Source organism: Aeromonas veronii bv. veronii, from assembly GCF_000820225.1.
GTDB classification, from domain to species: Bacteria; Pseudomonadota; Gammaproteobacteria; order Enterobacterales; family Aeromonadaceae; genus Aeromonas; species Aeromonas veronii.
In genome coordinates this window covers 35,557-57,797 of the sequence record NZ_CDDK01000020.1, presented here as the reverse complement: position 1 = coordinate 57,797, position 22,241 = coordinate 35,557, and the positions used below count along the sequence as shown (strand labels likewise).

The 22,241-nt window shown below is 59.1% G+C and carries 23 protein-coding genes and 2 tRNA genes; 9 read left to right on the top strand and 16 right to left on the bottom strand.

The window, feature by feature from the left end:
* Positions 1-9 precede the first annotated feature (9 nt).
* Together gabT and BN1139_RS09335 are read right to left on the bottom strand one after the other, a co-directional pair.
* Positions 10-1,299: a 4-aminobutyrate--2-oxoglutarate transaminase gene (gabT, locus tag BN1139_RS09340; RefSeq protein WP_005350115.1), complete on the bottom strand. Its 1,290-nt coding sequence runs from the start codon at positions 1,297-1,299 to the stop codon at positions 10-12.
* 124 nt (positions 1,300-1,423) lie between these two features.
* The gene (locus BN1139_RS09335) at positions 1,424-2,887 is read right to left on the bottom strand and encodes an NAD-dependent succinate-semialdehyde dehydrogenase (RefSeq protein ID WP_005350117.1); all 1,464 of its coding nucleotides are present in this window, start codon (positions 2,885-2,887) and stop codon (positions 1,424-1,426) included.
* Positions 2,888-3,300: 413 nt separating this feature from the next.
* Between BN1139_RS09335 and puuR the strand changes: the two genes are divergently transcribed.
* Both puuR and BN1139_RS09325 read left to right on the top strand, forming a co-directional pair.
* Positions 3,301-3,903, top strand: coding sequence for an HTH-type transcriptional regulator PuuR (puuR, locus tag BN1139_RS09330; protein ID WP_005350120.1), 603 nt, complete (start codon positions 3,301-3,303; stop codon positions 3,901-3,903).
* Between the two features lie 45 nt (positions 3,904-3,948).
* Positions 3,949-5,226 (top strand): NAD(P)/FAD-dependent oxidoreductase, encoded by a 1,278-nt coding sequence (locus BN1139_RS09325; protein ID WP_005350123.1) that lies wholly within the window; start codon positions 3,949-3,951, stop codon positions 5,224-5,226.
* A 126-nt stretch (positions 5,227-5,352) separates the two neighbouring features.
* Here the strand turns inward: BN1139_RS09325 and BN1139_RS09320 are convergent, their stop codons facing one another.
* The 6 genes from BN1139_RS09320 to BN1139_RS09295 all read right to left on the bottom strand — a co-directional run bounded on the left by BN1139_RS09320 (position 5,353) and on the right by BN1139_RS09295 (position 10,120).
* Positions 5,353-5,601 carry a DUF3297 family protein gene (locus BN1139_RS09320; RefSeq protein WP_005338226.1) on the bottom strand — a complete coding sequence of 83 codons (249 nt, stop codon included), beginning with the start codon at positions 5,599-5,601 and terminating at the stop codon, positions 5,353-5,355.
* Between the two features lie 112 nt (positions 5,602-5,713).
* The gene (locus BN1139_RS09315) at positions 5,714-6,142 is read right to left on the bottom strand and encodes an N-acetyltransferase (protein ID WP_005350125.1); all 429 of its coding nucleotides are present in this window, start codon (positions 6,140-6,142) and stop codon (positions 5,714-5,716) included.
* Between the two features lie 138 nt (positions 6,143-6,280).
* Positions 6,281-6,562: a putative quinol monooxygenase gene (locus BN1139_RS09310; RefSeq protein ID WP_005350126.1), complete on the bottom strand. Its 282-nt coding sequence runs from the start codon at positions 6,560-6,562 to the stop codon at positions 6,281-6,283.
* A gap of 693 nt (positions 6,563-7,255) precedes the next feature.
* Positions 7,256-7,663 (bottom strand): hypothetical protein, encoded by a 408-nt coding sequence (locus tag BN1139_RS21380; protein ID WP_139472625.1) that lies wholly within the window; start codon positions 7,661-7,663, stop codon positions 7,256-7,258.
* Positions 7,664-8,060: 397 nt separating this feature from the next.
* Complete coding sequence (locus BN1139_RS09300; protein ID WP_005350127.1) at positions 8,061-9,446, bottom strand: ATP-binding protein; 1,386 nt, start codon at positions 9,444-9,446, stop codon at positions 8,061-8,063.
* Positions 9,446-10,120 carry a response regulator transcription factor gene (locus tag BN1139_RS09295; RefSeq protein WP_040066247.1) on the bottom strand — a complete coding sequence of 225 codons (675 nt, stop codon included), beginning with the start codon at positions 10,118-10,120 and terminating at the stop codon, positions 9,446-9,448. Before BN1139_RS09295 ends, BN1139_RS09300 begins: the two co-directional genes overlap by 1 nt.
* 199 nt (positions 10,121-10,319) lie before the next feature.
* Between BN1139_RS09295 and BN1139_RS09290 the strand changes: the two genes are divergently transcribed.
* Positions 10,320-11,000, top strand: coding sequence for a bactofilin family protein (locus BN1139_RS09290; RefSeq protein ID WP_005350130.1), 681 nt, complete (start codon positions 10,320-10,322; stop codon positions 10,998-11,000).
* Between the two features lie 76 nt (positions 11,001-11,076).
* Here BN1139_RS09290 and BN1139_RS09285 read toward each other — a convergent pair whose 3' ends face one another.
* Both BN1139_RS09285 and tsaA read right to left on the bottom strand, forming a co-directional pair.
* A complete protein-coding gene (locus BN1139_RS09285; RefSeq protein WP_005350133.1) occupies positions 11,077-11,625 on the bottom strand; it encodes a cytochrome b in 549 nt (182 codons plus the stop codon).
* Positions 11,626-11,913: 288 nt separating this feature from the next.
* Positions 11,914-12,618 carry a tRNA (N6-threonylcarbamoyladenosine(37)-N6)-methyltransferase TrmO gene (gene tsaA, locus BN1139_RS09280; RefSeq protein ID WP_005350137.1) on the bottom strand — a complete coding sequence of 235 codons (705 nt, stop codon included), beginning with the start codon at positions 12,616-12,618 and terminating at the stop codon, positions 11,914-11,916.
* 213 nt (positions 12,619-12,831) lie between these two features.
* Between tsaA and BN1139_RS09275 the strand changes: the two genes are divergently transcribed.
* Positions 12,832-13,830 (top strand): NAD-dependent epimerase/dehydratase family protein, encoded by a 999-nt coding sequence (locus tag BN1139_RS09275; protein ID WP_005350140.1) that lies wholly within the window; start codon positions 12,832-12,834, stop codon positions 13,828-13,830.
* Positions 13,831-13,993: 163 nt separating this feature from the next.
* Here the strand turns inward: BN1139_RS09275 and BN1139_RS09270 are convergent, their stop codons facing one another.
* The 4 genes from BN1139_RS09270 to cydD all read right to left on the bottom strand — a co-directional run bounded on the left by BN1139_RS09270 (position 13,994) and on the right by cydD (position 18,417).
* On the bottom strand, positions 13,994-14,380 hold the full coding sequence (locus tag BN1139_RS09270; RefSeq protein ID WP_005350143.1) for a DUF488 domain-containing protein: 387 nt from the start codon (positions 14,378-14,380) through the stop codon (positions 13,994-13,996).
* Between the two features lie 9 nt (positions 14,381-14,389).
* The gene (gene rcsF / locus BN1139_RS09265) at positions 14,390-14,761 is read right to left on the bottom strand and encodes an Rcs stress response system protein RcsF (RefSeq protein WP_013723982.1); all 372 of its coding nucleotides are present in this window, start codon (positions 14,759-14,761) and stop codon (positions 14,390-14,392) included.
* 163 nt (positions 14,762-14,924) lie between these two features.
* Positions 14,925-16,655, bottom strand: coding sequence for a heme ABC transporter ATP-binding protein/permease CydC (gene cydC / locus BN1139_RS09260; protein WP_005350145.1), 1,731 nt, complete (start codon positions 16,653-16,655; stop codon positions 14,925-14,927).
* On the bottom strand, positions 16,648-18,417 hold the full coding sequence (gene cydD / locus BN1139_RS09255; RefSeq protein ID WP_005350149.1) for a heme ABC transporter permease/ATP-binding protein CydD: 1,770 nt from the start codon (positions 18,415-18,417) through the stop codon (positions 16,648-16,650). Before cydD ends, cydC begins: the two co-directional genes overlap by 8 nt.
* 201 nt (positions 18,418-18,618) lie before the next feature.
* Here cydD and BN1139_RS09250 point away from each other — a divergent pair.
* Positions 18,619-18,692 (top strand) — tRNA-Gly (locus BN1139_RS09250).
* 15 nt (positions 18,693-18,707) lie between these two features.
* Positions 18,708-18,782, top strand: a tRNA-Gly gene (locus BN1139_RS09245).
* Positions 18,783-18,943: 161 nt separating this feature from the next.
* Here the strand turns inward: BN1139_RS09245 and arcA are convergent.
* Positions 18,944-19,663: a two-component system response regulator ArcA gene (gene arcA / locus BN1139_RS09240; protein ID WP_005338193.1), complete on the bottom strand. Its 720-nt coding sequence runs from the start codon at positions 19,661-19,663 to the stop codon at positions 18,944-18,946.
* A gap of 396 nt (positions 19,664-20,059) precedes the next feature.
* Between arcA and BN1139_RS09235 the strand changes: the two genes are divergently transcribed.
* A complete protein-coding gene (locus tag BN1139_RS09235) occupies positions 20,060-20,467 on the top strand; it encodes a DUF3293 domain-containing protein (RefSeq protein ID WP_005350152.1) in 408 nt (135 codons plus the stop codon).
* 42 nt (positions 20,468-20,509) lie between these two features.
* Positions 20,510-20,989, top strand: a complete 480-nt coding sequence (locus BN1139_RS09230; protein ID WP_005350154.1) for a putative 4-hydroxy-4-methyl-2-oxoglutarate aldolase — start codon at positions 20,510-20,512, stop codon at positions 20,987-20,989.
* Between the two features lie 3 nt (positions 20,990-20,992).
* Here BN1139_RS09230 and BN1139_RS09225 read toward each other — a convergent pair whose 3' ends face one another.
* A complete protein-coding gene (locus BN1139_RS09225; protein ID WP_005350173.1) occupies positions 20,993-21,472 on the bottom strand; it encodes a hypothetical protein in 480 nt (159 codons plus the stop codon).
* A 157-nt stretch (positions 21,473-21,629) separates the two neighbouring features.
* Between BN1139_RS09225 and BN1139_RS09220 the strand changes: the two genes are divergently transcribed.
* Entirely contained in the window at positions 21,630-22,028 is a 399-nt protein-coding gene (locus BN1139_RS09220; RefSeq protein ID WP_005338183.1) for an META domain-containing protein, read from the top strand.
* The last annotated feature ends 213 nt before the right edge of the window (positions 22,029-22,241 follow it).

Here is a 22,241-nt window from a genome sequence, read left to right as displayed (position 1 = left end):
TCCTGCTGGTCAGGCCAGCACGGCCTCCAGTGATTTTTCAAGGAGTTGCAACCCCTCGTCAATCACTGCCGCAGGGGCTGTCAGGGGGGCGAGAAAACGGATGACATTTGCGCGCACCCCGCATGAGAGAAGGACCAGACCCCGTTTGCCCGCCTCGGCCACCAGTCGCTTGGTAAGGTCGGGATCGGGCTGGCTGGCATCACGCCGTTTCACCAGCTCCATGGCCACCATGGCACCGGGGCCGCGAATTTGACCTATGCAGTCAAAACGCTCGGCTATGCGTTGCAGCCCCGCCTTGATCTGCTCACCTTGCGCCTGGGCCTTCTGGTTGAGCTGCTCCTCTTCGATCACCTGCAAGACCGTCAGCGCGGCAGCGCAGGCGATGGGGGAACCGGCATAGGTGCCACCCAGACCACCCGGCTTGGCCGAGTTCATGATCTCCGCCTTGCCCACCACGGCTGACAGGGGGAAGCCACCCGCCAGACTCTTGGCCAGGGTCATGATGTCCGGCTCGATGCCGGCATACTCGGTGGCGAAGGTCTTGCCGGTGCGGCAGAAACCGCTCTGGATCTCGTCACAAATCAGCAGAATGCCGTGCTGGTCGCAGACGCTGCGCAGCTTCTGCATAAAGCTCGGGGAGGCGGGATAGAAGCCCCCTTCGCCCTGTACCGGCTCGATAATGATGGCGGCAACCCGGCTCGGCTCGATATCGGCGCTGAAGCAGAGCTCGAGGGCGTGCAGGGCATCCTCTTCACTCACCCCGAGATAATCGGCGGGGAAGGGGATGTGGTAGACCTCCCCCGGGAAGGGGCCAAAGCCGGTCTTGTAGGGCACCACCTTGCCGGTGAGCGCCATCCCCATCATGGTGCGGCCGTGAAAGCCCCCCTTGAAGGCGATGGTGCCGCTGCGACCGGTGTGGGCGCGGGCAATCTTGATGGCGTTCTCGACTGCCTCGGCGCCGGTGGAGAGAAACAGGGTGCGCTTCGGGGTCGGGCCGGGCACCAGGGCGTTGAGCTTCTCGGCAAGCTCGATATAGCCCGGGTAGGGAGTGACCTGAAAGCAGGTGTGGCTGAATTTTTCCAGCTGCTCGCGCACCGCTGCCACCACTTTCGGGTGGTTGTGACCGGTGTTGAGCACGGCGATGCCGGAGGCAAAGTCGATGTAGCGGTTGCCCTCCACATCCCACAGCTCGGCATTTTGCGCCCGGTCGATAAAGACCGGCAGCAGGGTACCGACGCCATTGACCACGGCCGCTTCGCGGCGCGCTTGCCACGCCTTGTTTGATTCTGACTGACTCATCTTTCCTCCCTGAGGGGCCGCAGCCCCCGATATTCCCTGAAAATGTGGCAGGCGTTTTGGCGCCCATCACCGCCGATCAGCCCATCGGGCCAGATCGGCGGCGCCTTGTCTCTCTGTTGCAGCCCTAGCGAATGGCGCCAAAGCAGAGGTATTTGGTCTCGAGATACTCCTCCAGCCCCTCGGCAGCCCCTTCCCTACCCAGACCCGACTCCTTGATCCCGCCAAAAGGGGCCAATTCGGTTGAGATGATCCCCTCGTTGATGCCAACCATGCCGTACTCCAGCTGCTCGGCGACGCGCCACACCCGGGCGATATCGCGGCCATAGAAGTAGGCGGCCAGGCCATAAGGGGTGTCGTTGGCAATGGCGATGGCCTCGGCTTCCGTCTCGAAGCGCACCAGCGGGGCGACCGGGCCGAAGATCTCCTCCTGCAGGATGGGGTTGGTTTTATCCACCTTGCCCAAAATGGTGGGGCGGTAGAAGAGGGGGCCAGCGGGGTGAGCTTCGCCCCCCAGCAGCACTTCGGCACCGGCGGCGACCGATTGTTGCACCAGCTCGGCCACCTTGCTGGCGGCGGCGGGGTTGATGAGCGGGCCGATCTGGGTGCCTTCGGCCATGCCATCCCCCACCTTGAAGGCGCTGACGGCAGCGGTCAGCTTCTCGGCGAAGGCGTCATAGACACTGGCCTGCACCAGAATGCGGTTGGCGCAGACACAGGTCTGCCCGGCGTTGCGGTATTTGGAGGCGAGCGCCCCTGCCACGGCAGCGTCGAGATCGGCGTCGTCAAAGACGATAAAGGGGGCGTTGCCACCCAGCTCCAGCGAGAGGCGCTTCATGGTGTCGGCGCACTGGCGCATCAGCAGCTTGCCGATGCGGGTGGAGCCGGTGAAGGAGAGCTTGCGCACCACCGGATTGCTGCACAGCTCGTTGCCCACCGCGCTCGCCTGATGGCTGGTGACGATATTGATGACACCGGCGGGGATGCCCGCCTGCTCGGCCAACACCGCCAGCGCCAGCGCGCAGAGTGGCGTCTCGGCGGCGGGCTTGATGACTATAGTGCAGCCGGCGGCCAGCGCCGGGCCCGCCTTGCGGGTGATCATGGCAATGGGGAAGTTCCACGGAGTGATGGCGGCGACCACGCCCACCGGCTGCTTGATGGTGGCCAACCGGCGATCGCCGCTAAAGCCCGGGATGGTGCGGCCATAGGCGCGCTTGCCCTCCTCGGCGAACCACTGGATAAAGCTGGCGCCATAGGTCACCTCTCCCTTTGCTTCCGCCAGCGGCTTGCCCTGCTCGCAGGTCATGATGCGGGCCAGCTCGTCGCTGTGGGCTGTGATGGCGGCAAACCAGGCGTAGAGCTTGTTGCTGCGCTCCTTGGCGGTCAGCGCAGCCCAGGCGGGTTGCGCCGCGTGGGCGGCCGCGATGGCGCGGCGGGTATCCTCGGCATCCATGTCGGGCACCTGGGTAATGACGGCACCGCTGGCGGGGTTGGTGACCTCGAAGGTGCGGCCGCTGGCGGCCTCGCACCACTGTCCATCTATATAGGCGCGGGATGTGATCAAGCTGGAGTGGGATGTTGTTCCTGACATGAGAAGCCTCGAGTGTGGGTCAGAGCAGCTGGTTGCCGGAGTGAGCCGACCCTTCCTGCGCCGCTGCCGTATAAAATAATAAGCACAGGAAGACCATAATTTGAGCTGAAATGTTTTTCAAGTGTTAAATATATTTGAATTGCTGGGGGGCGCCATGCTAGAAAATGGGCTGTGTAGCGCGCTTTCTCCGGTTCGCTTGCAGGCTGTAAGTGGGCAGACGACCGGGAGATGGTAAATCAGGTGTGCAAAATAATGAACGGCTGTGCTGTGTAACATAGTGAACGGCAAGGGAAAGCTGGTTGGCTATTTTAACCAGCAGGGTAAACAAGCAGCGCCTGATCCGATGCGATCACGCGCAAGCAGGAGAGGCTGATGATGCAAGGATGCAGACATGGCGCAGAAGGGGGCCTTTCATGAGCGGGCCACAGAGCCGGGAGGGCGTGGCTCGACCGGTGAGTGGGACTGACGCCGGGGCGCGCACCATGGGGGAACGGCTGGCGGCGGTACGCCATCAGCTGGGGCTCTCCCAGCGGCGGGCGGCCGAGTTGAGTGGCCTGACTCATGGCGCCATCTGCATGATCGAGCAGGACAAGGTGAGCCCCTCGGTCGCCTCCCTGCAAAAGCTGCTCACCATCTACGGCCTGCCGCTGTCGCGGTTTTTCGCCGAGGAGGAGAGCCGCACTCCGGAGGTGGTGATCAAGGCGGATCAGCTGATCGAGCTGGGCAGCCAGGGGGTCTCCCTCAAGCTAGTGCACAACGGCAACAACCGCCGCCAGCTCGGCTTTATGCTGGAGACCTATCCCCCCGGCACCGACACAGGCGGTCAGGTTACCCATCAGGGGGAGGAGGTCGGCACCGTGCTGGAGGGGTCGGTGATCCTGACGGTGGCGGGCCAGAGTTATCAGCTGGAGGCGGGCGACAGCTATGTGATCGACACCGGCGAGCCCCATAGCTTCAGCAATCCGTCGGGGGAGACCTGTCGCATCGTCAGCGCCCACACCCCGGCGAGCTTTTAATCCTCACAGTAGTTTGGCAACCGAACCGGTAAGGAAACAGGGATCATGACCGAACATGTAAACAGTTACTACGCAGCCAGCGCCAATAAACACGCGCCCTACCCGACACTGACCGAGCAGCTGGAGTGCGATGTCTGCGTCATCGGGGCGGGTTATACCGGCCTCTCCAGCGCCCTGCATCTGGTAGAAAAGGGCTACAAGGTGGTGGTGCTGGAGGCCGCACGAGTTGGCTTTGGCGCCAGCGGCCGCAACGGCGGCCAGATCGTCAACTCCTACAGCCGCGACATCGACACCATAGAAGCGAACTGCCCGCCGGATCAGGCCAGGCTGCTCGGTTCCATGTTGTTTGAGGGGGGCCAGATCATCCGCGAGCGGATCAAGCGCTACAACATCCAGTGCGATCTGCAGGAGGGCGGTGTCTTTGCCGCCGAGACCGAGAAGCAGCTGCACGAGCTCAAATCCCAATACGCCCGCTGGCAGAAGTGGGGTAACGACCAGCTGGAGCTGCTCGATGCCAAGGGGGTGCGCGAGGTAGTCGCGAGCGATCGCTACGTCGGCGCCTTGCTCGACAAGAGCGGCGGCCATATCCACCCACTCAATCTGGCGTTGGGGGAGGCGGAAGCCATCCGCATCCAGGGGGGGCAGATCTTCGAACAATCCGCCGTCACCAGCATCACCCCGGGCCAGCCAGCCTTGGTCAAGACCGCCAAGGGGGCGGTGAAGGCGCGCTTTGTCGTGGTGGCGGGCAACGCTTACCTCGGCAACCTGGTGCCCGAGCTCGCCGCCAAGAGCATGCCCTGCGGCACCCAGGTGATAGCTACCGAAGTGCTGGGGGAGGAGCGGGCCCGTTCACTGCTGCCGCAAAATTACTGTCTGGAGGATTGCAACTACCTGCTCGACTACTACCGAACCTCCGGCGATCACCGGCTGCTCTATGGCGGCGGTGTGGTCTATGGGGCGCGGGATCCGGCGGATATCGAGCGGCTGATCATCCCCAAGATGCTCAAGACCTTCCCGCAGCTGGCCGACGTCAAGGTGGATTACACCTGGACCGGCAACTTCCTGCTCACCCTGTCGCGGCTGCCGCAGTTTGGTCGCATCGGCCCCAACATCTACTACATGCAGGGCTACAGCGGCCACGGCGTCACCTGTACCCATCTGGCGGGCAAGCTGCTCGCGGAGGTGCTGAGCGGTCAGGCGGAGCGCTTCGATGCATTCGCTAAACTGCCGCACTACCCCTTCCCGGGTGGCCGCCTGTTCCGTATACCCTTTACCGCCGCGGGCGCCGCTTGGTACACCTTGCGCGATCGGTTGGGGGTATAAGAGCTGCCAGCGAGAAATGTGGGCTGGTGGTTGCCGCTTAGTTAGCGCAGATGCCAGCACCAATACCGGAAACAACAAGGCCACCGCGAGGGTGGCCTTGTTGTTTATCAAGCAGTAGCGCGCTGATTAGCTGTAGAAGGCTTCAACGGTGCCTTTGAGTTTGATCAGGATGGGCTGACCACGGCGATCCAGCGCCTTGGGGGAGGGGATCTTCACCCAACCTTCGCTGATGCAGTACTCCTCGACATCGGTGCGCTCTTTGCCGTTCAGGCGAATACCGATCGGATGCTCGAAGCAGGCGGCCACATAGTGAGGGCTGCGGGGATTGCAGGAGAGGTGATCCGGCAGAGCCGGTTTGGTGCTGGTATCGCTCATCGATATAACCCGAAATGAATAAAAAGTGGGTCATTGTAGAGAATGCCGCCATGGCATTCAAGGCGGCCACAAAACAGGCAAAGCGTGCTCGCCATCGCTATGGGCGACCCGCTTATACTCGTTGCCAATGCATCACCAGCTCGGGGTGTCCGCTATGCTCGCACAACTGCTGCTCACCCTCTTTGAAACCGTTGCGGGAATAGAAGCGCCGCGCCTGCTCATTTTCGGCGTAGACCGTCAACTCGAGTCGATCATATTGGGCTTTGAGGTGTTCGAGCAATTGGCGACCCAACCCGTGTGCTTGGTGATCTGGGGAGATAAACAGGGCGGCAACAGACCCCTGATACCAGGAGATAAAGCCCAGTAGCTGTCCATCCTCCTCATAGCCCCAGCTCTGGCTGGCGGGCAGATAACTATCGCGCATCGCTGCCTGTTGCTCACGCCAAAAGGTGGCGGGAATAAAGTCGTGGGCCTGCACCGATGCCTGATACCAGAGCTCGACGGCGGCATCCAGATCGGTTGTTAATAATGGGCGGATCATAGTGGCCTTAATAACAAAGGGTGGAAGTAACGCAGGCTCGATAAGCGCAGCGTAATCGGGCATTCGCGGTAGCGAGAGGGGGGAGAGTTCTGCGCCACTCCCAGTTCGCCACCTTGGCCAAAATGGCAAGGCTGTGATTTATGCAATCCCTGTTACCGTATAGTGTCGCTCGACATTGACGGTAATTTCACCCCAGCGGGAGGATTTGACTCTGGCCTGATGCGCTTGAAAAGCCGCCTCATCAACAAACTCTTCATAGACATCGAATCGGCAGGGATTGAGAGGATCTTGAGTCACCTTAAAGATCAGGCAGCCGGTTTCAGCGCGGGTTAACAGGATATGGTTATCAAGTTCATTCTTGACCGCAGTCAAATCGTTGGAGGACACGATAATAAATCCATTTAATATTACAACGCCCATGAATGCCTCTTCATGTCGGAGATTGGAAGATTCCATAGTTAACATTGATTAATTAGGTTTGATTTTTATTAGAGCCTGCTTGCAAGATAAATGCTCTTGGCAATCATTTCGATTGTGTGATTTTTTTTGTGATAATAGCTGAAATTTGTCTCATTTCAAGAACAAAGGAGTCATCCAATTCATCATTAATAAACGTCGGCCTTATGTCATTGTGCGCTATCCATGTAGGATGTTTGTATATAAACTCAAGGTAATTGTTTAATAAGGAAGTGCGAGTGGTTTTTCTGGCTAGCTGTTTTTTGAACGAATCACATGTGAGTTTGGATTTATAATTGTAAAATTTATCATATTCGAAAACGAATTCATTCATACTCCAACCAATTTTTGATATTTCATCCTTTATTTTTTGTGCTTTGTCATCATAGTCCATTTTTGTCCCCAATTGTCCCTATTGCTCCTGTTAATCTTAATGCGTCCAGAGATGGTCTGGATATGCAAACTTACTGGAAGGATTGATTTATGGCTAAAGGTAACAACTCTGGTTCTAGCTCAGGTAAAGGTAATAGTCGTGGCCCCTCTTCACATCCTGGCCCTGGGGGCAACTGGCCTTCTACAACAGGTAGAGTTTCGGGTGATGGCAGAGGTAATGCTCCGGTGAAGGGAACTAAATAAGGTGATGCTCAGAGCTATCAATTAACCGTTTGGCTCTGAGCATATTTCTGAATTTTTTGAAAAAGCAGAGGCAAAGCTTTCATGGTCTACTTTATAACGTATATATGAGATTTCATTCATGGTTTTCTCCATTGAACATAAACAAATTTCCTTTCTTCGGCTATAAACAGAGAGACTAACTAGTTCACTGTATGAATTATTGCATGCATCAATTATTGAATACTCAGTTTTTATGGGGTACCTATTATCATTTATTACATAGTCAGCTATTTGTCCACCAACAATTCCAATAGCCAACATAGCCCCACTAGAAATAATATGTTTTTTGAATTTATGAGAGCTTAATTCCTCTTGGCAATGTCCACACCTTACAATTGCATTTAATTTGATATTGTTTTCTTTATGGCATTTCGGGCATTCAATTTGCATTCGTTATCCTTTAAAAAACATTTCAATTTGATATTTTTATTGATTTAGTAAATCCGGAATGTTTGATGAGTCATCCCCCCCTCATGATTTATTTTTTCTCTTATCGGTAACTCCAAAGCTACCGCCCTCAAGTTACAGCCCCTGACTTGCTGCTTTTAACCCATGTTCTGCGGATAACACCCTTATGAAAACGAATGCTCATGGTGTGGCTCCGGAAGCAGCTTTGTGCCGCGCCACCATGATACCGATTGAAGCCGGTGGTGGAAGGTCTGAGGGGCGAGAATCAGTGCCGGATCAATAAATTAAAACAACTTGGGTGGCAGAAACGACAAGGCCCCCGAGGTCGGGGGCCTTGTGGTAGGGGCATCACTGGCGAGGCTGAGCAGGGCAATGCCGATCAGGGTAAGTTCAGGGTAAAGCGGGCGCCGCCGAGGGGGGATTCATCGACCCGGATCTGGCCGCCGTAGCTGTGGACGATTTCGGTCACCACCGCCAGTCCGATGCCCTGACCCGGCGAGCTGTCAGCCCGCACGCCGCGCTGGAAGATCTGCTCCGATTTGGCCGGATCGATACCCGGTCCATCATCTTCCACTTCGATGCGCAGCCGCTCGAGATGACGGCGCACCGTCACCTTCACTTCGCTGATGGCAAACTTGCAGGCGTTGTCGAGCAGGTTGCCCATCAGCTCCATCAGGTCGCCCTGTTCGCCGTGGAAGAGGGCGTCATCGTCGAACTTGAAGTGGGTTTGCAGCTTCTTGTGGCGATAGACCTTGGTCAGGCTGGCCAGCAGTTTTTCAATCAGCGGCACCGGCTCGGTGCCCTTGCTGGCAAGGCGCTGGCGGCCGGTCACGGCCCGTCTGAGCTGATACTGGATCATCTGATCCATGGTGAGGATCTGCTCATTGATGTTGTCGTGGATCTCCCGCCCCAGCTTCACTTCGCGGGTGGTGATCTGGATCAGCGCCAGCCGGGTTTTCAGGCTGTGGGCGAGATCGTTGAGGGCGTGCTGGTAGCGCTGGGTCTGCTGGCGTTCGTTCTCCAGCAACTGGTTGATGGAGTCGGTCAGCGGGGCCAGCTCCCGCTCAAAATCGCTCGAGAGGTCATCGCGCTTGCCGGCCCGGATATCGTCGATCTGACGGGCGATGGTGCGCAGGGAGCTGAGGCTCCAGAAGGTGGTGAGCAGCAGCAGCCCGGCCAGCAGCATATAGGCGAGCAGTGCCTGTTTGGCGGTCTGGTAGAGGTAGGTGCGGGACTCTTCGTGATAGCGTTTGGCCGAGTCGATCATCACCACGTAGTAGGCGGTGGTGCCGCTGCCGGGATTGCGGATAAACCGCAGGCTGTAGACGAAGTAGCTCTCGCCGTTCTTGATGGTGTGCTTCTTGAAGAAGTAGTCGAGATCCATCCCCCCCAGATACTTCATCAGATCGCCGCAGATGGTCTGTTTGGCCTTGATCACCTCCGGCATATGGAGGCTCGACCAGACCAGATCGCCATCGGCGCGGCAGATCAGGGTATCGAGGTTGCGATCCCCCGCACCACGGGATATCCGCCCCAGCTCGACGTTTGACCCCTTGTCATCTGGCTCGGTGGAGGAAAACAGCTTGGCCAGGTTCTCCTGCATCCGGGCGCTGGCCTTCTGGGTCTGCTCCTCGACGTGGCCAAGATAGAGGGCGTAGACGGCAAACCCCATGATCAGCGCGATGACCAGCAGCGAGCTGAGCAGCAGTTTGATGTGCAGTGAGCTGCGGATCATCTTGATGGGGCGCGGCAGATGAAACTGCATCAGTTACAGGAGAGGTTGAAGATATAACCCTGACGCCGGATGGTGGAGATGGGTTGAATCGTCCCCTCCGGATCCAGCTTCTTGCGCAGGCGGCTCACCATCACCTCGATAGTGTTGGGATCCCCCTCGCCGTCGCCGTAGAGCTGGTCGAGCAGTTGCTGCTTGGAGACCACCTGACGGGCGTTACGCATCAGGTACTCCAGAATCAGGTATTCAAAGCTGGTGAGCACCGCCACTTCTCCGGCGATGGTCAGCTCCTTGCGGGAGAGATCCAGCTCGTAATCACCAGCCTTCACCTTCGGCGAGATAAAACCGGCGCTGCGGCGCACCAGCGCATTGAGTCGGGCCAGCAGCTCATCTTTCTGGAACGGTTTGACCAGATAGTCATCAGCACCCGCTTCCAGTCCTTCGACCTTGTCCTGCCAGTTGCCACGGGCGGTCAGCACAATGATGGGGAAGGGGATCTGCCGTTCGCGCAGTTGCCGGATCAGTTGCAGGCCGTCCATATCGGGCAGACCGAGGTCGATGATGGCCACATCAATGGGATAGTCGGCGGCGTAGTGCAGTGCAATCCCGGCCTGGTCGGTGCTGTAGACCTGATTGTCGGCTTCGGTCAGCAGAGAGGAGAGGTGGTGATTGAGCAGCTTGTCGTCTTCGACCAACAGAATTTTCATGATGTGAGCGGTCATAGGGATCCAGGCTGTCAATTAGAAAGTGTATGTCGCTTCGAGTCAATTCGAATCCTAATGCATCCCGGCTGTATCGGGACTGAATCAGCGGGACTTCAGAGTTCGCGCCAACTGGTCGTTTAACCATGGTCCGGGTTGTCGATGGCCTGCTGGTCGGCAGCCATGCTGCGAAAGGTTTGATGTGATGAGAGAAATGGCCGGGAGGCTGCTGGCGCGACTGCAACAGCGTGAGCGCAGCGACCTCCTCTATATTGTCTGGCTCTGCTGGGAGGCAGCCTTGCTGCTCTACGTGCTGGGGTTGCCCTGTTTTCTGTGGCCAGTGGCGCCGATGCCGCTGGTTCTGCTTGTGTGGTTGGTGGAGAGAGTACGGATGTTTGGAAGAAACAAAGGTGGTGCGGCTACTGGGTCGGCCGGGGCCACTGTGATTGCAGCCGGTGCCCGCTTCAAGGGCGAGTTGCAGGTGGAGGGGGATCTGGAGGTGCGCGGTCAGGTCAATGGCACCATCCAGCTCATCGGTGGTGTGTTGCGCATCATGCAGGGCGGTAGCGTTGAGGGGGAGGTGAGTGCGCCTCACGTGATCATCAATGGCCTGCTGGAGGGGACGTGCACCTCCGCCGAGGTGGAGATCCTGGAGAGCGGCAAGATGCAGGGGATCTTCAAGGGGGGCAGTCTCTCCATCTGCAAGGGCGGCAACTTTGTTGGCCAGTCCCAGCCCACCGTGGCTAGCAAGGCCGATCCCGTGTTGCAAGCCTTGTCTGAAAACAGTTCGTCCGGGAGCAAGCAGCCGGAGAACAAGAGCAATGTGAAAAAGCTGCCGCACGAGCCGAAAGGCAAGCCGACCGAGGAGCTGGCTAAGCAGGCGTGATGCTCTTTGCCAGCGTGCTGTTCAGGAAAACAGAGAGGGGGCCACGATGGCCCCCTCTGCATTTCCCCGTTACCCGTTAGCTGCGGCGTGGCGGCAGCATATTGGTGAGGGTGTTGTCTTTGAGAATATGGTGGTGATAGAGGGCCGCCACCGTGTGCAGGCCGATCAGGGCGTAACCGATATTACCCAGCGTCTCGTGTACCTCCTTGATCAGCCCCTTGAGGTCCGGACTGGGGGAGAGCAGGGCAGGCAGCTCAAGCCCGAAGAAGGGGATGGGCTTGCCCGCGGCGCTCAGCAGCAGCCAGCCAAACAGCGGGGTGAGAATCAGAAAACCGTAGAGGGCGAGGTGGGCCAGTTTTGCCAGCTTGTGCATGATCGGGGAGAGCTCGGGCACGATACGCGGCGTCGGGCTCATCCAGCGCAGGGCCAGTCTGACAAAGACCAGGGCGAAGATAAGCAGCCCCAGCATAAAGTGCCACTCCTTCATCAAATCACGGCCAGGGTCCCCTTTAGGGAAAATATCGCGAAATTCGATCAGGGCGTAGACGGCGATCATGGCCCACAGGGTCAGCCAGTGCAGCCCGATATTCAGGGTGCCATAACGTTGTTCACTGTTCATCAGCATAGGTTTGTTCCTTCGAAGTGCTGTCACATCCGTTTGGCATCCCCGCACTCAAACGTGTCGGGGCGAGGCCAGATCCTTTGGCGGCAATAGCAGAGCTACCATGCTTGCGATACATCGATAGCCTGCTTCTGACATCAGTCAGAGAGGAGATGCCCTCTGCTGTCTGCATGGTATCACTGGCAACCGGGTGGATAGTCTGATCAATGCCACACAATTTACAGGCTCATTAAGCCCCTTGTGACGTGAAGAAGGCGTGAAATAGCATCAGCGATGTCAGCCCCCCCAGGTTCAGGCAGGCTCGATGGCCAGCACCACGCAATCCGGCTCGCTGATGCGAAAACGGACGTTGCAGTCAAACAGTCGCACCCCGTACTCCTTCTCATCGGGCTTGCCCTTCTTGTAAGCGGGGCGCGGATCTTGTGCCAGCACTTCGCTCACCAGCTGGCGCAGCTCGGGATGGGCCTTGAGCCAGGGTTGCAACTGCTGCTCGGCCTCGGCACTGAAGCTCACCGCTAGCGGCGGGGTGGGGGCGTCGGGGGCAAAACCACCACGGGCATTCGGCAGGCTGTCGGCATAGGGGATGTAGGGTTTGATATCGACGATGGGGGTGCCATCGAGCAGATCCACCGCCCCCAGCTCCAGCCACAGCTTGCCACGCTCGCGACCGACCCCGTGCAGCTCGACCACCGAGAGCCCTAGCGGATTGGGGCGGAAAGTAGAGCGGGTGGCAAAGACGCCGACCCGTTCGTTGCCGCCAAGGCGCGGCGGGCGCACCGTCGGGTGCCAGCCCTGCGCCATGGTCTGATGAAAGACGAAGCTGAGCCACAGATGGGAGAACTGCTCGATGCCGCGCAGCACATCCGGCTGATCGTAAGGGGGGAGCAGCTCGAGGCGGGCGCGGGCCGATTTGACCAGTCCGGGCTGGCGGGGGATGGCGAACTTCTCCTTGTAGGGAGAGCGGATGATCCCGAGGGTGTCGATTTCGAACTTCATGGCGGATCCTGACTGAAAACCCCGGCAATTTAGCACAGGCGGCCCCAAAACGCAGGTTCGGCCTTATTACGCCAATTTCTGAGGCGCTGCCGTGATCCCTGTCCCATCCCGGCCAGTCGGGGGCTGTGCCCGCGCGCCAAGTTGCGTAGGGTGGAGGCAACTGGCGTGTCAGGATGAAATGTGCGCACTCGCGCCGAAGGGGGAGGGAGAGGGATGAAACTGCTGATTATCGGTGGCACCGGCTTTTTGGGGCGCCACCTCACCGCGCTGGCACTGGATTGGGGCCATGAAGTGACGCTGTTCAACCGCGGCCTGCACCAGCATCCGGACTGGCGCGATCTGGTGCAGCTCACCGGCGACAGGGACAAGAGCCTGAGCGCCCTGCAAGGGGCCGGGTTGCAGTGGGATCTCGTCATCGATACCTGCTGCTATCGCCCCGAGCAGGCGGCGAGCCTCTCGGCAGCTTTGCTCGGGTGCTGCGCGCGGCTGATCTTTATCTCCACCATCAGCGTCTATCGCGATTTCTCAATGCCCGGGATGAATGAGTCGGCGCCGCTGCATGCTATCCCCGAAGGGGAAATGCCCACTGACTATGGCCCCCTCAAGGTGTTGTGCGAGCAGGAGTATCGCGCCCGCTGGGGTGAGCGGCTTTGCATCTTGCGCCCGGGCGTGCTGTGCGGCCCCCATGATCCTACCGGGCGCATGGCCTGGTGGATTAAGCGGGTGCAGCAGGGCGGGCCCTGGTTGCTGCCGGGCAGTGGCGAGGATCGCTTGCAGTATCTCGATGTGCGCGACTGCGCCGAGTTTGTGTTGCGTGCGGCCGAGCAGCAGTTGGGGGGCACATTCAACCTGATCAAACCCGGCATTATCCTCTGCGACTGGCTGGAGCGGCTGAGCGCTAGGTTGCAGCCAGCTCGCTCCATCCAGCCCGAGTGGCTGCCTTGGTCGACCCTGATGGCGGCCGGAATCGAGCCCTGGCAGAGCTATCCCACCCTGCTGCCCTGTGCGCAGGCGGAGTTTGCCGGTTACGGCTCTATAAGCGCCGAGGCGGCCATCGTGAAGGGATTGAACTTTCGGCCGCTGGAGGAGACCGCCGCCGACCTTGCCCACTGGTTGGCTATCGAGCCTGCCGCCGGGGTGGCGGAACATGCCATGACTCAGGCCGAGGAGACTTCGCTACGGCAGCAGTTGCTGGAGCCCAGTCTGCAATAGGAAAGAGTGGCGGGATCATAGTGCTGCTGCCGAGTGTGGCGCGGCAGGTGTGAATACAACGAGAGAGGGCATCCCGCGGGATGCCCTCTCTGTCTATTCATACCTGATGGCTACTGAAGATCGGCTGACGCGATTCCCCATCCCATCGTTGTCGCTCGCCGAGTTAGCGGATGGCGGCGCCTGCGGCTACCAGCAGCTCTTTCAAGATAGCGCGATGGCAGCGGGACTCCTGCTCGCAGTAGCAACCGACCGAGAGGTTGGTGGTATGAGAGAGGGCGGCCAGCAGCGTCAGATCGTGCCTAGCGGCAGGTTGCGCCATCTCGGCCTTGTACTGTTTGCCAAACGCCGCCCACTGGGCGGGCGTCTCGGCTGCCTGCCCCAGCTTCATGGTCTCGCTGCTGGGGGCCAGGTTGGGGAACCAGACATCGTACCAATGCTGGCTGGCAAATTCGCTCTTGGGTACGCCGCGGGGCGGGCGGCGCACTGTGCCGATCCGCAGCCCCTCATCGGGCAGGCGCGGGCTGCCAAGGCGAACGATAGCGAGGGCCATGACAGCGAGTTACTTCTCTTCGGCCACTTTCAGCGCCTGCCCGTAGCAGATCACCTGTTTCAGGCAGCCCGGGGTGTCGCTGAACTCGGCGCATTTGTCGATGGTGACGCCGTTGCCGCCCATGTCGGCGGCGCGGCGGCGGGCCAGGGTGCGCGCTTCACCGGCGTTGGGCACCGGCTGGTTGGCATCGGCCTGGCAGGATTCACCCTCGATGGTGCCGAGGTAGAGGTAGTTGAGGTCAGCCAGCTCATCCTGTTCATAGATGCGCACGCTACCGGGTTTGAAGTATTCGTCGAAGTTCTCTTTATCCAGATTGCTGTTGAAGGCGTAGTTGGCACAGCCGGAGGCAATCAGGGGCATCATCAGGATCAGGCGTTTCATCGTCTCGTATCTTGTGTCGGTGATGAGGACAGTAGAAATGCGCAGGCGCTCCATGTCGGCATCTTGTTGAATAATGAGGGGGACATTATAGGGGCCAGCCGCCTGCGGCGACCAGCCCCGTTTTGCGCCCGGTTGTCAGGGTGTGACCCCCATCAGCCTGATATCAAACCGGAGCCAGTCGCTGATAGAGGCTGCGGTAGTAATCATCCGCCAGCAGCTCGTTGTGCGGGGCGCAGAGGCGGATCTGTCCCTCTTCCATCAGGGCAATCCGGTCCATCTGCTCCATCCCCAGCAGGCGGTGGGAGATAAGCAGCAAGGTGCGATCTGCCCCGAGCCGGAACAGCAGATCCATGATCTCCCGCTCGGTCTGACTGTCGAGCCCTTCGGTCGGCTCGTCCAGCAGCCAGAGCGGCGCATCGTGCAGCAGGGCACGGGCGATGCCGATACGGCGACGCTCACCACCGGAGAGGGGGCGGCCACCGTCACCGAGCCAGGCGTCGAGGCCCGCCTCATCTTCCAGCAGATTGGCCAGTCCGACCTGGGTCAGCACCGCAATCAGCTGCTCGTCAGTGGCGGTTGGTGCGGCCAGCTTGAGGTTGCCCCGCAAGGTATCGGCAAACAGATGCACCCGCTGGCTCACCACCGAGATGGAGGCACGCAGCGCCCCTTCGCTGTAGTCGGTGAGCGGCTTGCCACCCAGCAGGATCTTGCCTGCTTGCGGGCTCCACTCCCGGGTCAGCAGCCCCATCAGGGTCGATTTGCCGCAGCCGGTCTGGCCCAGCAGCGCCAGCTTCTCACCGGCGTGCAGCTGCAGGGTGCAGCCACGCAGCACCGGCTGGGGGTTGCCCGGGTAGCCAAAATAGAGGTCATTGATCTGCAGCGCGCCAGCGGTGGCATGGGTCTGTTCGTCGCCCCACACGGGGGCTTTTGCCTCTTGCAGGATCTCGTTCAGGCGGCGTGCCGAGGTAAGACTGGTGGAGAGGTGCTGGAAAGCCCCCGCCAGTGGCATCAGTGCCTCGAAGCTTGCCAGGGTGGCAAAGACCATCAATGCGGTAATGGGGTCGGGCGCAGCACCCGCTACCCCATGACCGGCCAGCCAGAGCATCAGGGTCAGGGTCCAGCCGCTCAGCAGTTGCACCGAGAAGTTGGCCTGCCCGCTCACCTTGGCCATCCGGGCCTGCGCGACGAGCAGCGCCTGCTCGGCTTGTTGCAGCTCAACCAGCGCCTTGGGGGCGGCGGCAAACATCTGCAGCTCGGCCTGACCATCCAGATAGTCCACCATCCGGGTGCGCAGGGTCGATTTTTCGGCAATCAGCGCCTGACCGGGGCGACGGCCGAGGAAGTAGAACACCAGCGGCAGGGCAATCATGCCAAACAGCAGAATGGCACCCAGGGTGAGGGCGAGACGGCTGTCGAAAAACGACAGGAAGAGGACCAGTCCGGCGGTACTGAGCAGGGCCGCGCCTATGGGGGTGATCAGCCGCAGATAGACGTGATCCATCGCATCGATGTCGGCCACCAGTCGGTTGAGCAGATCCGCCTGACGGAAACCGGCCAGGGTACCGGTGGAGAGCGGCGAGAGTTTCTGCCAGAACCAGACCCGCAGTCGGGTCAGCACCCGGAAGGTGGCATCGTGGCTCACGACCCGCTCACCCCAGCGACCGGCGGTGCGAACGATGGAGAAGAAGCGCACCCCACCAGCGGGGGTCATGTAGTTAAAGGCATGGGTCGTCGCAACTGTCATTCCCGCCACGGCGGCGGCAGAGAGGAACCAGCCGGAGAGGGAGAGCAGCCCCATGCCGGCGGCCAGGGTCACCAGCGCCAGCAGCAAACCAATGGTGAGGCTGAGCCAGTGTTGGCGATAGAGGCGCAGAAACGGCAACAGATCACTCATCGAGAGAACCTCCGGAACGTTGGGAGAGCAGGCGGGCAAAAGGCCCATCCGCCTGACTCAATTGTTGGAAGCTGCCTTGCTCCACCAGCTGGCCACGGGCCAGCACCATTATCTTGTCCATCTTGGTAAGCTGGTCGAGGCGGTGGGTGATCATCAGCAGGGTCTGGCCAGCCATCGCCTGCTCAATGGTGGTCATGATGGCGCGTTCGGAGTGGCGATCCAGACTGGCGGTCGGTTCGTCGAGCACCATCAGCTGGGTTGATTTGAGCAGGGTTCGCGCCAGTGCGAGGCGCTGGGCCTGACCGACCGAGAGGCCGCCCGCCTGATCGCCGACCGGATAGTCGAGCCCCTTCTCCATGGCAAATTCCCACGCCTGTGCCCGTTTCAGGGCATCTTCCAGTTCGGCATCGCTGGCCGTTGGCTTGGCCAGCAGCAGGTTGTCGCGCAAGGAGGCGTGGAACAGCTGCGGGTTTTGCGAGAGCCAGCCCAGCTGCAGGCGCCACTGGCTCATGTCGAGGGTGGCAAGCTCCTGCCCGTTGACCTTGAGCTCACCGCGATAGGGGGCAAAGCCGAGTAGGGCGTTGACCAGCGAGCTCTTGCCTGCGCCGCTGACGCCGATGAGGGCGGTGCGCGAACCGGCTTCCAGGGTGAAGTCGATGGGGCCGACCAGCACCTTGCCTTCGGCGCTCAGCACTTCAAGGGCTTTAGCTTCTACCTTGACCGAGCTGTCGGCATGGAACGGCGCTGTGCCTGCGGCCGGCTCGCTCACCTCGGCTTCTAGGAATTCAAGCAGCTGCTCGGCAGCGCCGATAGCCTGCGCTTTGGCGTGGTAGTGGGTGCCGAGTTCTCGCAGCGGGGCGTAGAACTCGGGGGCGAGAAACAGCACGAACAGGCCGGTAAAGAGGGTGACTTTGACCCCATAGCTACCAAAGTTCAGATGGTCGATATAAGAGAAGCCGAAGTAGACGGCGACCAGCGCCACTGAAATGGCGGCGAAGAACTCCAGCACGGCGGTGCTCAAAAATGCCAGGCGCAGCACTTCCATGGTGCGCTCGCGAAAATCTTCCGAGGCGTTGCGAATAGCGTCACCTTCTGCCTGGGTACGCATAAAGAGTTGCAGGGTACGCAGCCCCTTCAGCCGATCGAGGAAGTGGCCGGAGAGACGGGCCAGCGCCTGAAAGTTGCGGCGGTTGGCATCGGCGGCGCCCACACCGACCAGGATCATAAAGATGGGGATGAGGGGGGCAGTGCCCAGCAGGATCAGGCCCGCCGCCCAGTTGACCGGGAACACGGCAACCAGAATGACCACCGGAATAAAGACGGCGATGGCCATCTGCGGCAGATAGCGGGAGAAGAAATCCTGCATGTTTTCAATCTGTTCCAGCAACAGGCTGGCCCAGCTACCGGCCGGACGGCGCTGGATATAGGCAGGGCCGAGACGACTCAAGCGAGTGAGCACCAGCTGGCGGATGGTCTGGCGCACCGCGCTGCCCGCCTTGAAACTGGCCACTTCGCGGCCATAGGCCAGCGCCGCTTTGCCAAGCGTCACCAGCAGCAGGGTAATAAAGAGCGTGATGGATTGCTCAGGCGTTGAGCCTTCGATGATAAAGCCGTGCAACAGGGTCGCCAGCAGCCAGGCTTGCGCCACCATCAGAATGCCCTGGCCAAGGCCAAAAGCGATGGATATCGTGATCCAGCGGCGACCGTGACTCGATTGCTTGCGCAACCAGCCATAGAGACGTTTTTGCGTTTTTTTATCCATTACCACCATCCTCGCGTCGAGTGGCGCAAGACTATCCTTGCCGTTTGGCCTTGGCAACCTTGTAAATTATCTGTGTTGAAAATGTTTGATTGAAAAAGCAACCGTCTGTTCAATCCTTGTCCGAACAGATTGATTTATTGAAAAAAGTGGCAAAGGCGCCATTGCGCTCGGCGGCAAAATGCATATAGTAGGAGCCCTGACGCGGGTGTAGTTCAATGGTAGAACGGTAGCTTCCCAAGCTGCATACGTGGGTTCGATTCCCATCACCCGCTCCAAATTTCAGATGCCAGGCGGGCATCGTATAATGGCTATTACCTCAGCCTTCCAAGCTGATGATGCGGGTTCGATTCCCGCTGCCCGCTCCAGCTTCAAAACAAAAAGCCCACTCCTGCGAGTGGGCTTTTTGTTTTTCATCTATCCTGTGCGCCGTTCGACGTCACGCTCACGGTTTCTCGGCTTTAAGGCAAACCGCAGAGACAGAAAAGGCGCCCGAGGCGCCTTTTCAGATCAACAGCGTAGCGGGAGCTTATTCCTGCTCCAGCTCACCACAGAAACGGTAGCCTTCGCCGTGGATGGTGGCGATGATCTCCGGAGTATCGTTGACGCTTTCGAAGTGCTTGCGAATGCGACGGATGGTCACATCGACGGTTCGGTCGTGGGGCTTGAGCTCACGGCCGGTCATCTTCTTCAGCAGCTCGGCACGGGTCTGGATCTGGCCCGGGTTTTCGCAGAAGTGCAGCATGGCGCGGAACTCGGAGCGCGGCAGCTTGAACATGTCGCCAGTCGGGCTAACCAGTGCGCGGCTGTTGATATCCAGCGCCCAGCCGTTGAACAGGTAACGCTCAACCAGCTTCTTCTCTTCGCCACCGGCTGCCACGTTCATGGTGCGGCTCAGCAGGTTGCGGGCACGGATAGTCAGTTCGCGCGGGTTGAACGGCTTGGTGATGTAATCATCGGCGCCGATCTCCAGACCCAGGATCTTGTCCACTTCGTTGTCACGACCGGTCAGGAACATCAGAGCGATGTTGTCGTTCTCACGCAGTTCACGGGCCAGCAGCAGGCCGTTCTTGCCCGGCAGGTTGATGTCCATGATCACCAGATTGATGGTGTGGGAAGTGAGGGCTTGATGCATTTCGTCGCCGTTGTTGGCTTCGAGCACGATGTAGCCTTCGGCTTCAAAAATGCTTTTCAGGGTATTGCGTGTGACCAGCTCGTCTTCGACGATCAGAATGTGTGGTGTTTGCATGAGTATTCCCAGATTCTTATCAGTTAATTATCTTAAATTTAACACTCTTTGGCGTTTCAAACCGATTTCCTGACTGATCCTGAAAATTTATTACGTCATCCTGGGTATGAGAGTCAGGTCGGAATATCGCGAATTAGGCATCAGTACCGGCAAGTATCCCTGTGCCACTTATAGGTTCCCGACAAGTCTGGTCGAGCAGAGCCTGGAAAGGTCGTCCATTACGAAAGTGGCCGCATTTTATCAGTTAACAGGAGCATAACAACACTCTTTGCCGTCAGATAGCAACTTTTTAACTCTGATTTGATATAGGTCAAACCCTGGTACAGCAGCATCATACTTGGCCTGAACCGGGTTTTCGCCCCTACAAAATGTAATGGAATGTAACATGTGATTGACATGAATTTGTGGGAAAACTACAAGAAAATCTGCTTTATCGCGCCATTTGAGCCACCAGACTGGTCTGCTTTTGCCATCATCACAGCCTGGAATCCGGCCAGCCAGTGGGTCACAGAACGACGCAATATGCGGCGAGAACGGGCGCTGTGGCGCCATCTGACCGTGGATTTGCAGGTGCCCGTGGTGGGGCCGTTTTGGGGATCTGACCTGGACGAACACTGGCAGGAGTCATCGCTGGCGGTGGCGCTATCCCTGCCACAAGCCCGTCAGCTGGCTGTTCGTTTTGGCCAGAACGCCATCTACTGGGTGGAGGATGGCCAGCTCTGGCTGACACCAGTATTGATGGATAAATCAGCAGTTTATCTGGGCAATATTGAATCCTTCTGGATTGCCAGAAATCTTGCCTGATGAAAGAATGAACACCTTCATGCATCTGAAAGGAATCAAATCATGCTGGATCTCCTGCCCGACCTCTGCGATCAACATGGCGACTTGCTGCAAGTGGCCGACCCGGTGTTTCAGGATTTTGGCGGCAAGGCCCTCTTTTATGGTCGCGCCGTAACGCTCTCCTGTTATGAAGACAACAGTCTGGTGCGGGGTCTGGTGACCCGCCCCGGTCACGGCAAGGTGATGGTGATCGATGGTGGCGGCTCGCTGCGCCGTGCGCTGCTGGGCGATCAACTGGCGGTCAAGGCGGTGGATCAGGGGTGGGAGGGGATCCTGATCCACGGCGCGGCGCGGGATGTGGGCACCCTGGCGACACTGGCGCTCGGGGTCAAGGCGCTGGCGGCCTGTCCGGTCAAGACCGAGAAGCGAGGATTGGGAGAGCTGGGGGCTGTGGTCAGCTTTGCCGGGGTGACCATCCACGAAGGGGATTATGTTTATGCGGATCGCAACGGCGTGGTGGTGAGTGCCACGCCGCTGATGTGATCATCAGAAGTTGAAGCCGACCCCCAGACTCAGTGCCTGATCGGCAGTGATGGCGCTGACGCCGTAGTTGGCGGTGAGGGAGAGTCTGGGGGTCAGCAGCAGGCTGGAGTTGAGCTCCAGCAGGGTGCTGGCCTTGTTGAGATCGAGATGCTTGATCTGGCTGCCGATATTGAATGCCGGAGAGAGCTGGTAGCGTACCCCCGAACTCATATTGAAACCGGATGTGCGATTCTGATCCGCCACCGCCGGGCCCGCTTCCATAAAGAGGGTCACATCATCCACCACCGGATATTGATAGCCGCTATTGACCAGCCAGAGATCAAAACTGTCGCTGTGATGGCTATGGCCATTGAGCAGCACACCCGAGTAACTTTTGACATAGAGAGACGGGTTGGATTGCGGCTGAACCACTGCCCAGTCGGCGGCCTGAACAGCCATGCTGGCGCAGGTTGCAAGCAGTGTGATGATGAGTGATTTGACCATTCGTTTCCCCTCCCTGGGTCCGGAACTGAGCCTAAGCATGGCACATGCCAGCTGGTAGTAAAGTGAAGGGAGATCACAATAAAATCCTTTGGCATGGGCGCCAGCCATGATAAACAGGCTGCCGTATTGATGGCTCTAATCATTAAGAGGTGAATCCATGAACAAGAAACTGACTCTGCTGGCCGCGCTGGCACTGGGAGGCTGCGCAATGGCAACAGGTTCCAGCATGGCTCAACTGCAAGCATCCAGCTGGCAGCTGCAAGGCGCCACCGGCGATACCTTCACCCTGCAAGTGGTCGACGGCAAGGTGGCGGGCAAGGGCGGCTGCAACCGCTATTTTGGCGGTATCACCAAGCAGGGTGACGGTGTCTTGACGCTGGGCGCCATGGGCTCCACTCGCATGATGTGCATCGGCGACGCCATGAACAAAGAGACCGAGTTCCTGCAAAAGCTGGAGAAGGTGGCAACCTACTCCATCAACGGCAACCAGCTGACTCTGAGCGATGCCAACAAGGCGGCCCTGCTCACCTTTAACGCAGTGCCTGCTACCAAATAAGGGACGCGTTCGTCTGATTGCCCCGACAGCTCTGACTGTCTGATACGCCCTCCCTCTGGAGGGCGTCTGTTTATCTGCGACGAACCCTGCGTGGTCGTCCGCTACTGTTGTTCACTCGTCGATTCTCCAGTCAGCCCGGTTTGATACCAGAACCTCGTATCTTCGCTTCGGTACGCATCTTGATCATTTCAATAATTCTTGTATAGTTGAAAT

What these genes read in the sequence shown, in the direction of transcription:
- BN1139_RS09290 (WP_005350130.1), top strand. Translation starts at nt 10,320, where the DNA reads ATGAGAGAAATGGCCGGGAGGCTGCTGGCGCGACTGCAACAGCGTGAG.
- BN1139_RS09335 (WP_005350117.1), bottom strand. Translation starts at nt 2,887, where the DNA reads ATGTCAGGAACAACATCCCACTCCAGCTTGATCACATCCCGCGCCTAT.
- tsaA (WP_005350137.1), bottom strand. Translation starts at nt 12,618, where the DNA reads ATGAAGTTCGAAATCGACACCCTCGGGATCATCCGCTCTCCCTACAAG.
- gabT (WP_005350115.1), bottom strand. Translation starts at nt 1,299, where the DNA reads ATGAGTCAGTCAGAATCAAACAAGGCGTGGCAAGCGCGCCGCGAAGCG.
- BN1139_RS09220 (WP_005338183.1), top strand. Translation starts at nt 21,630, where the DNA reads ATGAACAAGAAACTGACTCTGCTGGCCGCGCTGGCACTGGGAGGCTGC.
- BN1139_RS09225 (WP_005350173.1), bottom strand. Translation starts at nt 21,472, where the DNA reads ATGGTCAAATCACTCATCATCACACTGCTTGCAACCTGCGCCAGCATG.
- cydC (WP_005350145.1), bottom strand. Translation starts at nt 16,655, where the DNA reads ATGAGTGATCTGTTGCCGTTTCTGCGCCTCTATCGCCAACACTGGCTC.
- BN1139_RS09230 (WP_005350154.1), top strand. Translation starts at nt 20,510, where the DNA reads ATGCTGGATCTCCTGCCCGACCTCTGCGATCAACATGGCGACTTGCTG.
- puuR (WP_005350120.1), top strand. Translation starts at nt 3,301, where the DNA reads ATGAGCGGGCCACAGAGCCGGGAGGGCGTGGCTCGACCGGTGAGTGGG.
- arcA (WP_005338193.1), bottom strand. Translation starts at nt 19,663, where the DNA reads ATGCAAACACCACACATTCTGATCGTCGAAGACGAGCTGGTCACACGC.
- BN1139_RS09325 (WP_005350123.1), top strand. Translation starts at nt 3,949, where the DNA reads ATGACCGAACATGTAAACAGTTACTACGCAGCCAGCGCCAATAAACAC.
- BN1139_RS09315 (WP_005350125.1), bottom strand. Translation starts at nt 6,142, where the DNA reads ATGATCCGCCCATTATTAACAACCGATCTGGATGCCGCCGTCGAGCTC.
- BN1139_RS09270 (WP_005350143.1), bottom strand. Translation starts at nt 14,380, where the DNA reads ATGGCCCTCGCTATCGTTCGCCTTGGCAGCCCGCGCCTGCCCGATGAG.
- BN1139_RS09285 (WP_005350133.1), bottom strand. Translation starts at nt 11,625, where the DNA reads ATGCTGATGAACAGTGAACAACGTTATGGCACCCTGAATATCGGGCTG.
- rcsF (WP_013723982.1), bottom strand. Translation starts at nt 14,761, where the DNA reads ATGAAACGCCTGATCCTGATGATGCCCCTGATTGCCTCCGGCTGTGCC.
- BN1139_RS09320 (WP_005338226.1), bottom strand. Translation starts at nt 5,601, where the DNA reads ATGAGCGATACCAGCACCAAACCGGCTCTGCCGGATCACCTCTCCTGC.
- BN1139_RS09310 (WP_005350126.1), bottom strand. Translation starts at nt 6,562, where the DNA reads ATGGGCGTTGTAATATTAAATGGATTTATTATCGTGTCCTCCAACGAT.
- BN1139_RS09275 (WP_005350140.1), top strand. Translation starts at nt 12,832, where the DNA reads ATGAAACTGCTGATTATCGGTGGCACCGGCTTTTTGGGGCGCCACCTC.
- BN1139_RS09295 (WP_040066247.1), bottom strand. Translation starts at nt 10,120, where the DNA reads ATGAAAATTCTGTTGGTCGAAGACGACAAGCTGCTCAATCACCACCTC.
- cydD (WP_005350149.1), bottom strand. Translation starts at nt 18,417, where the DNA reads ATGGATAAAAAAACGCAAAAACGTCTCTATGGCTGGTTGCGCAAGCAA.
- BN1139_RS09235 (WP_005350152.1), top strand. Translation starts at nt 20,060, where the DNA reads ATGAATTTGTGGGAAAACTACAAGAAAATCTGCTTTATCGCGCCATTT.
- BN1139_RS21380 (WP_139472625.1), bottom strand. Translation starts at nt 7,663, where the DNA reads ATGCAAATTGAATGCCCGAAATGCCATAAAGAAAACAATATCAAATTA.
- BN1139_RS09300 (WP_005350127.1), bottom strand. Translation starts at nt 9,446, where the DNA reads ATGCAGTTTCATCTGCCGCGCCCCATCAAGATGATCCGCAGCTCACTG.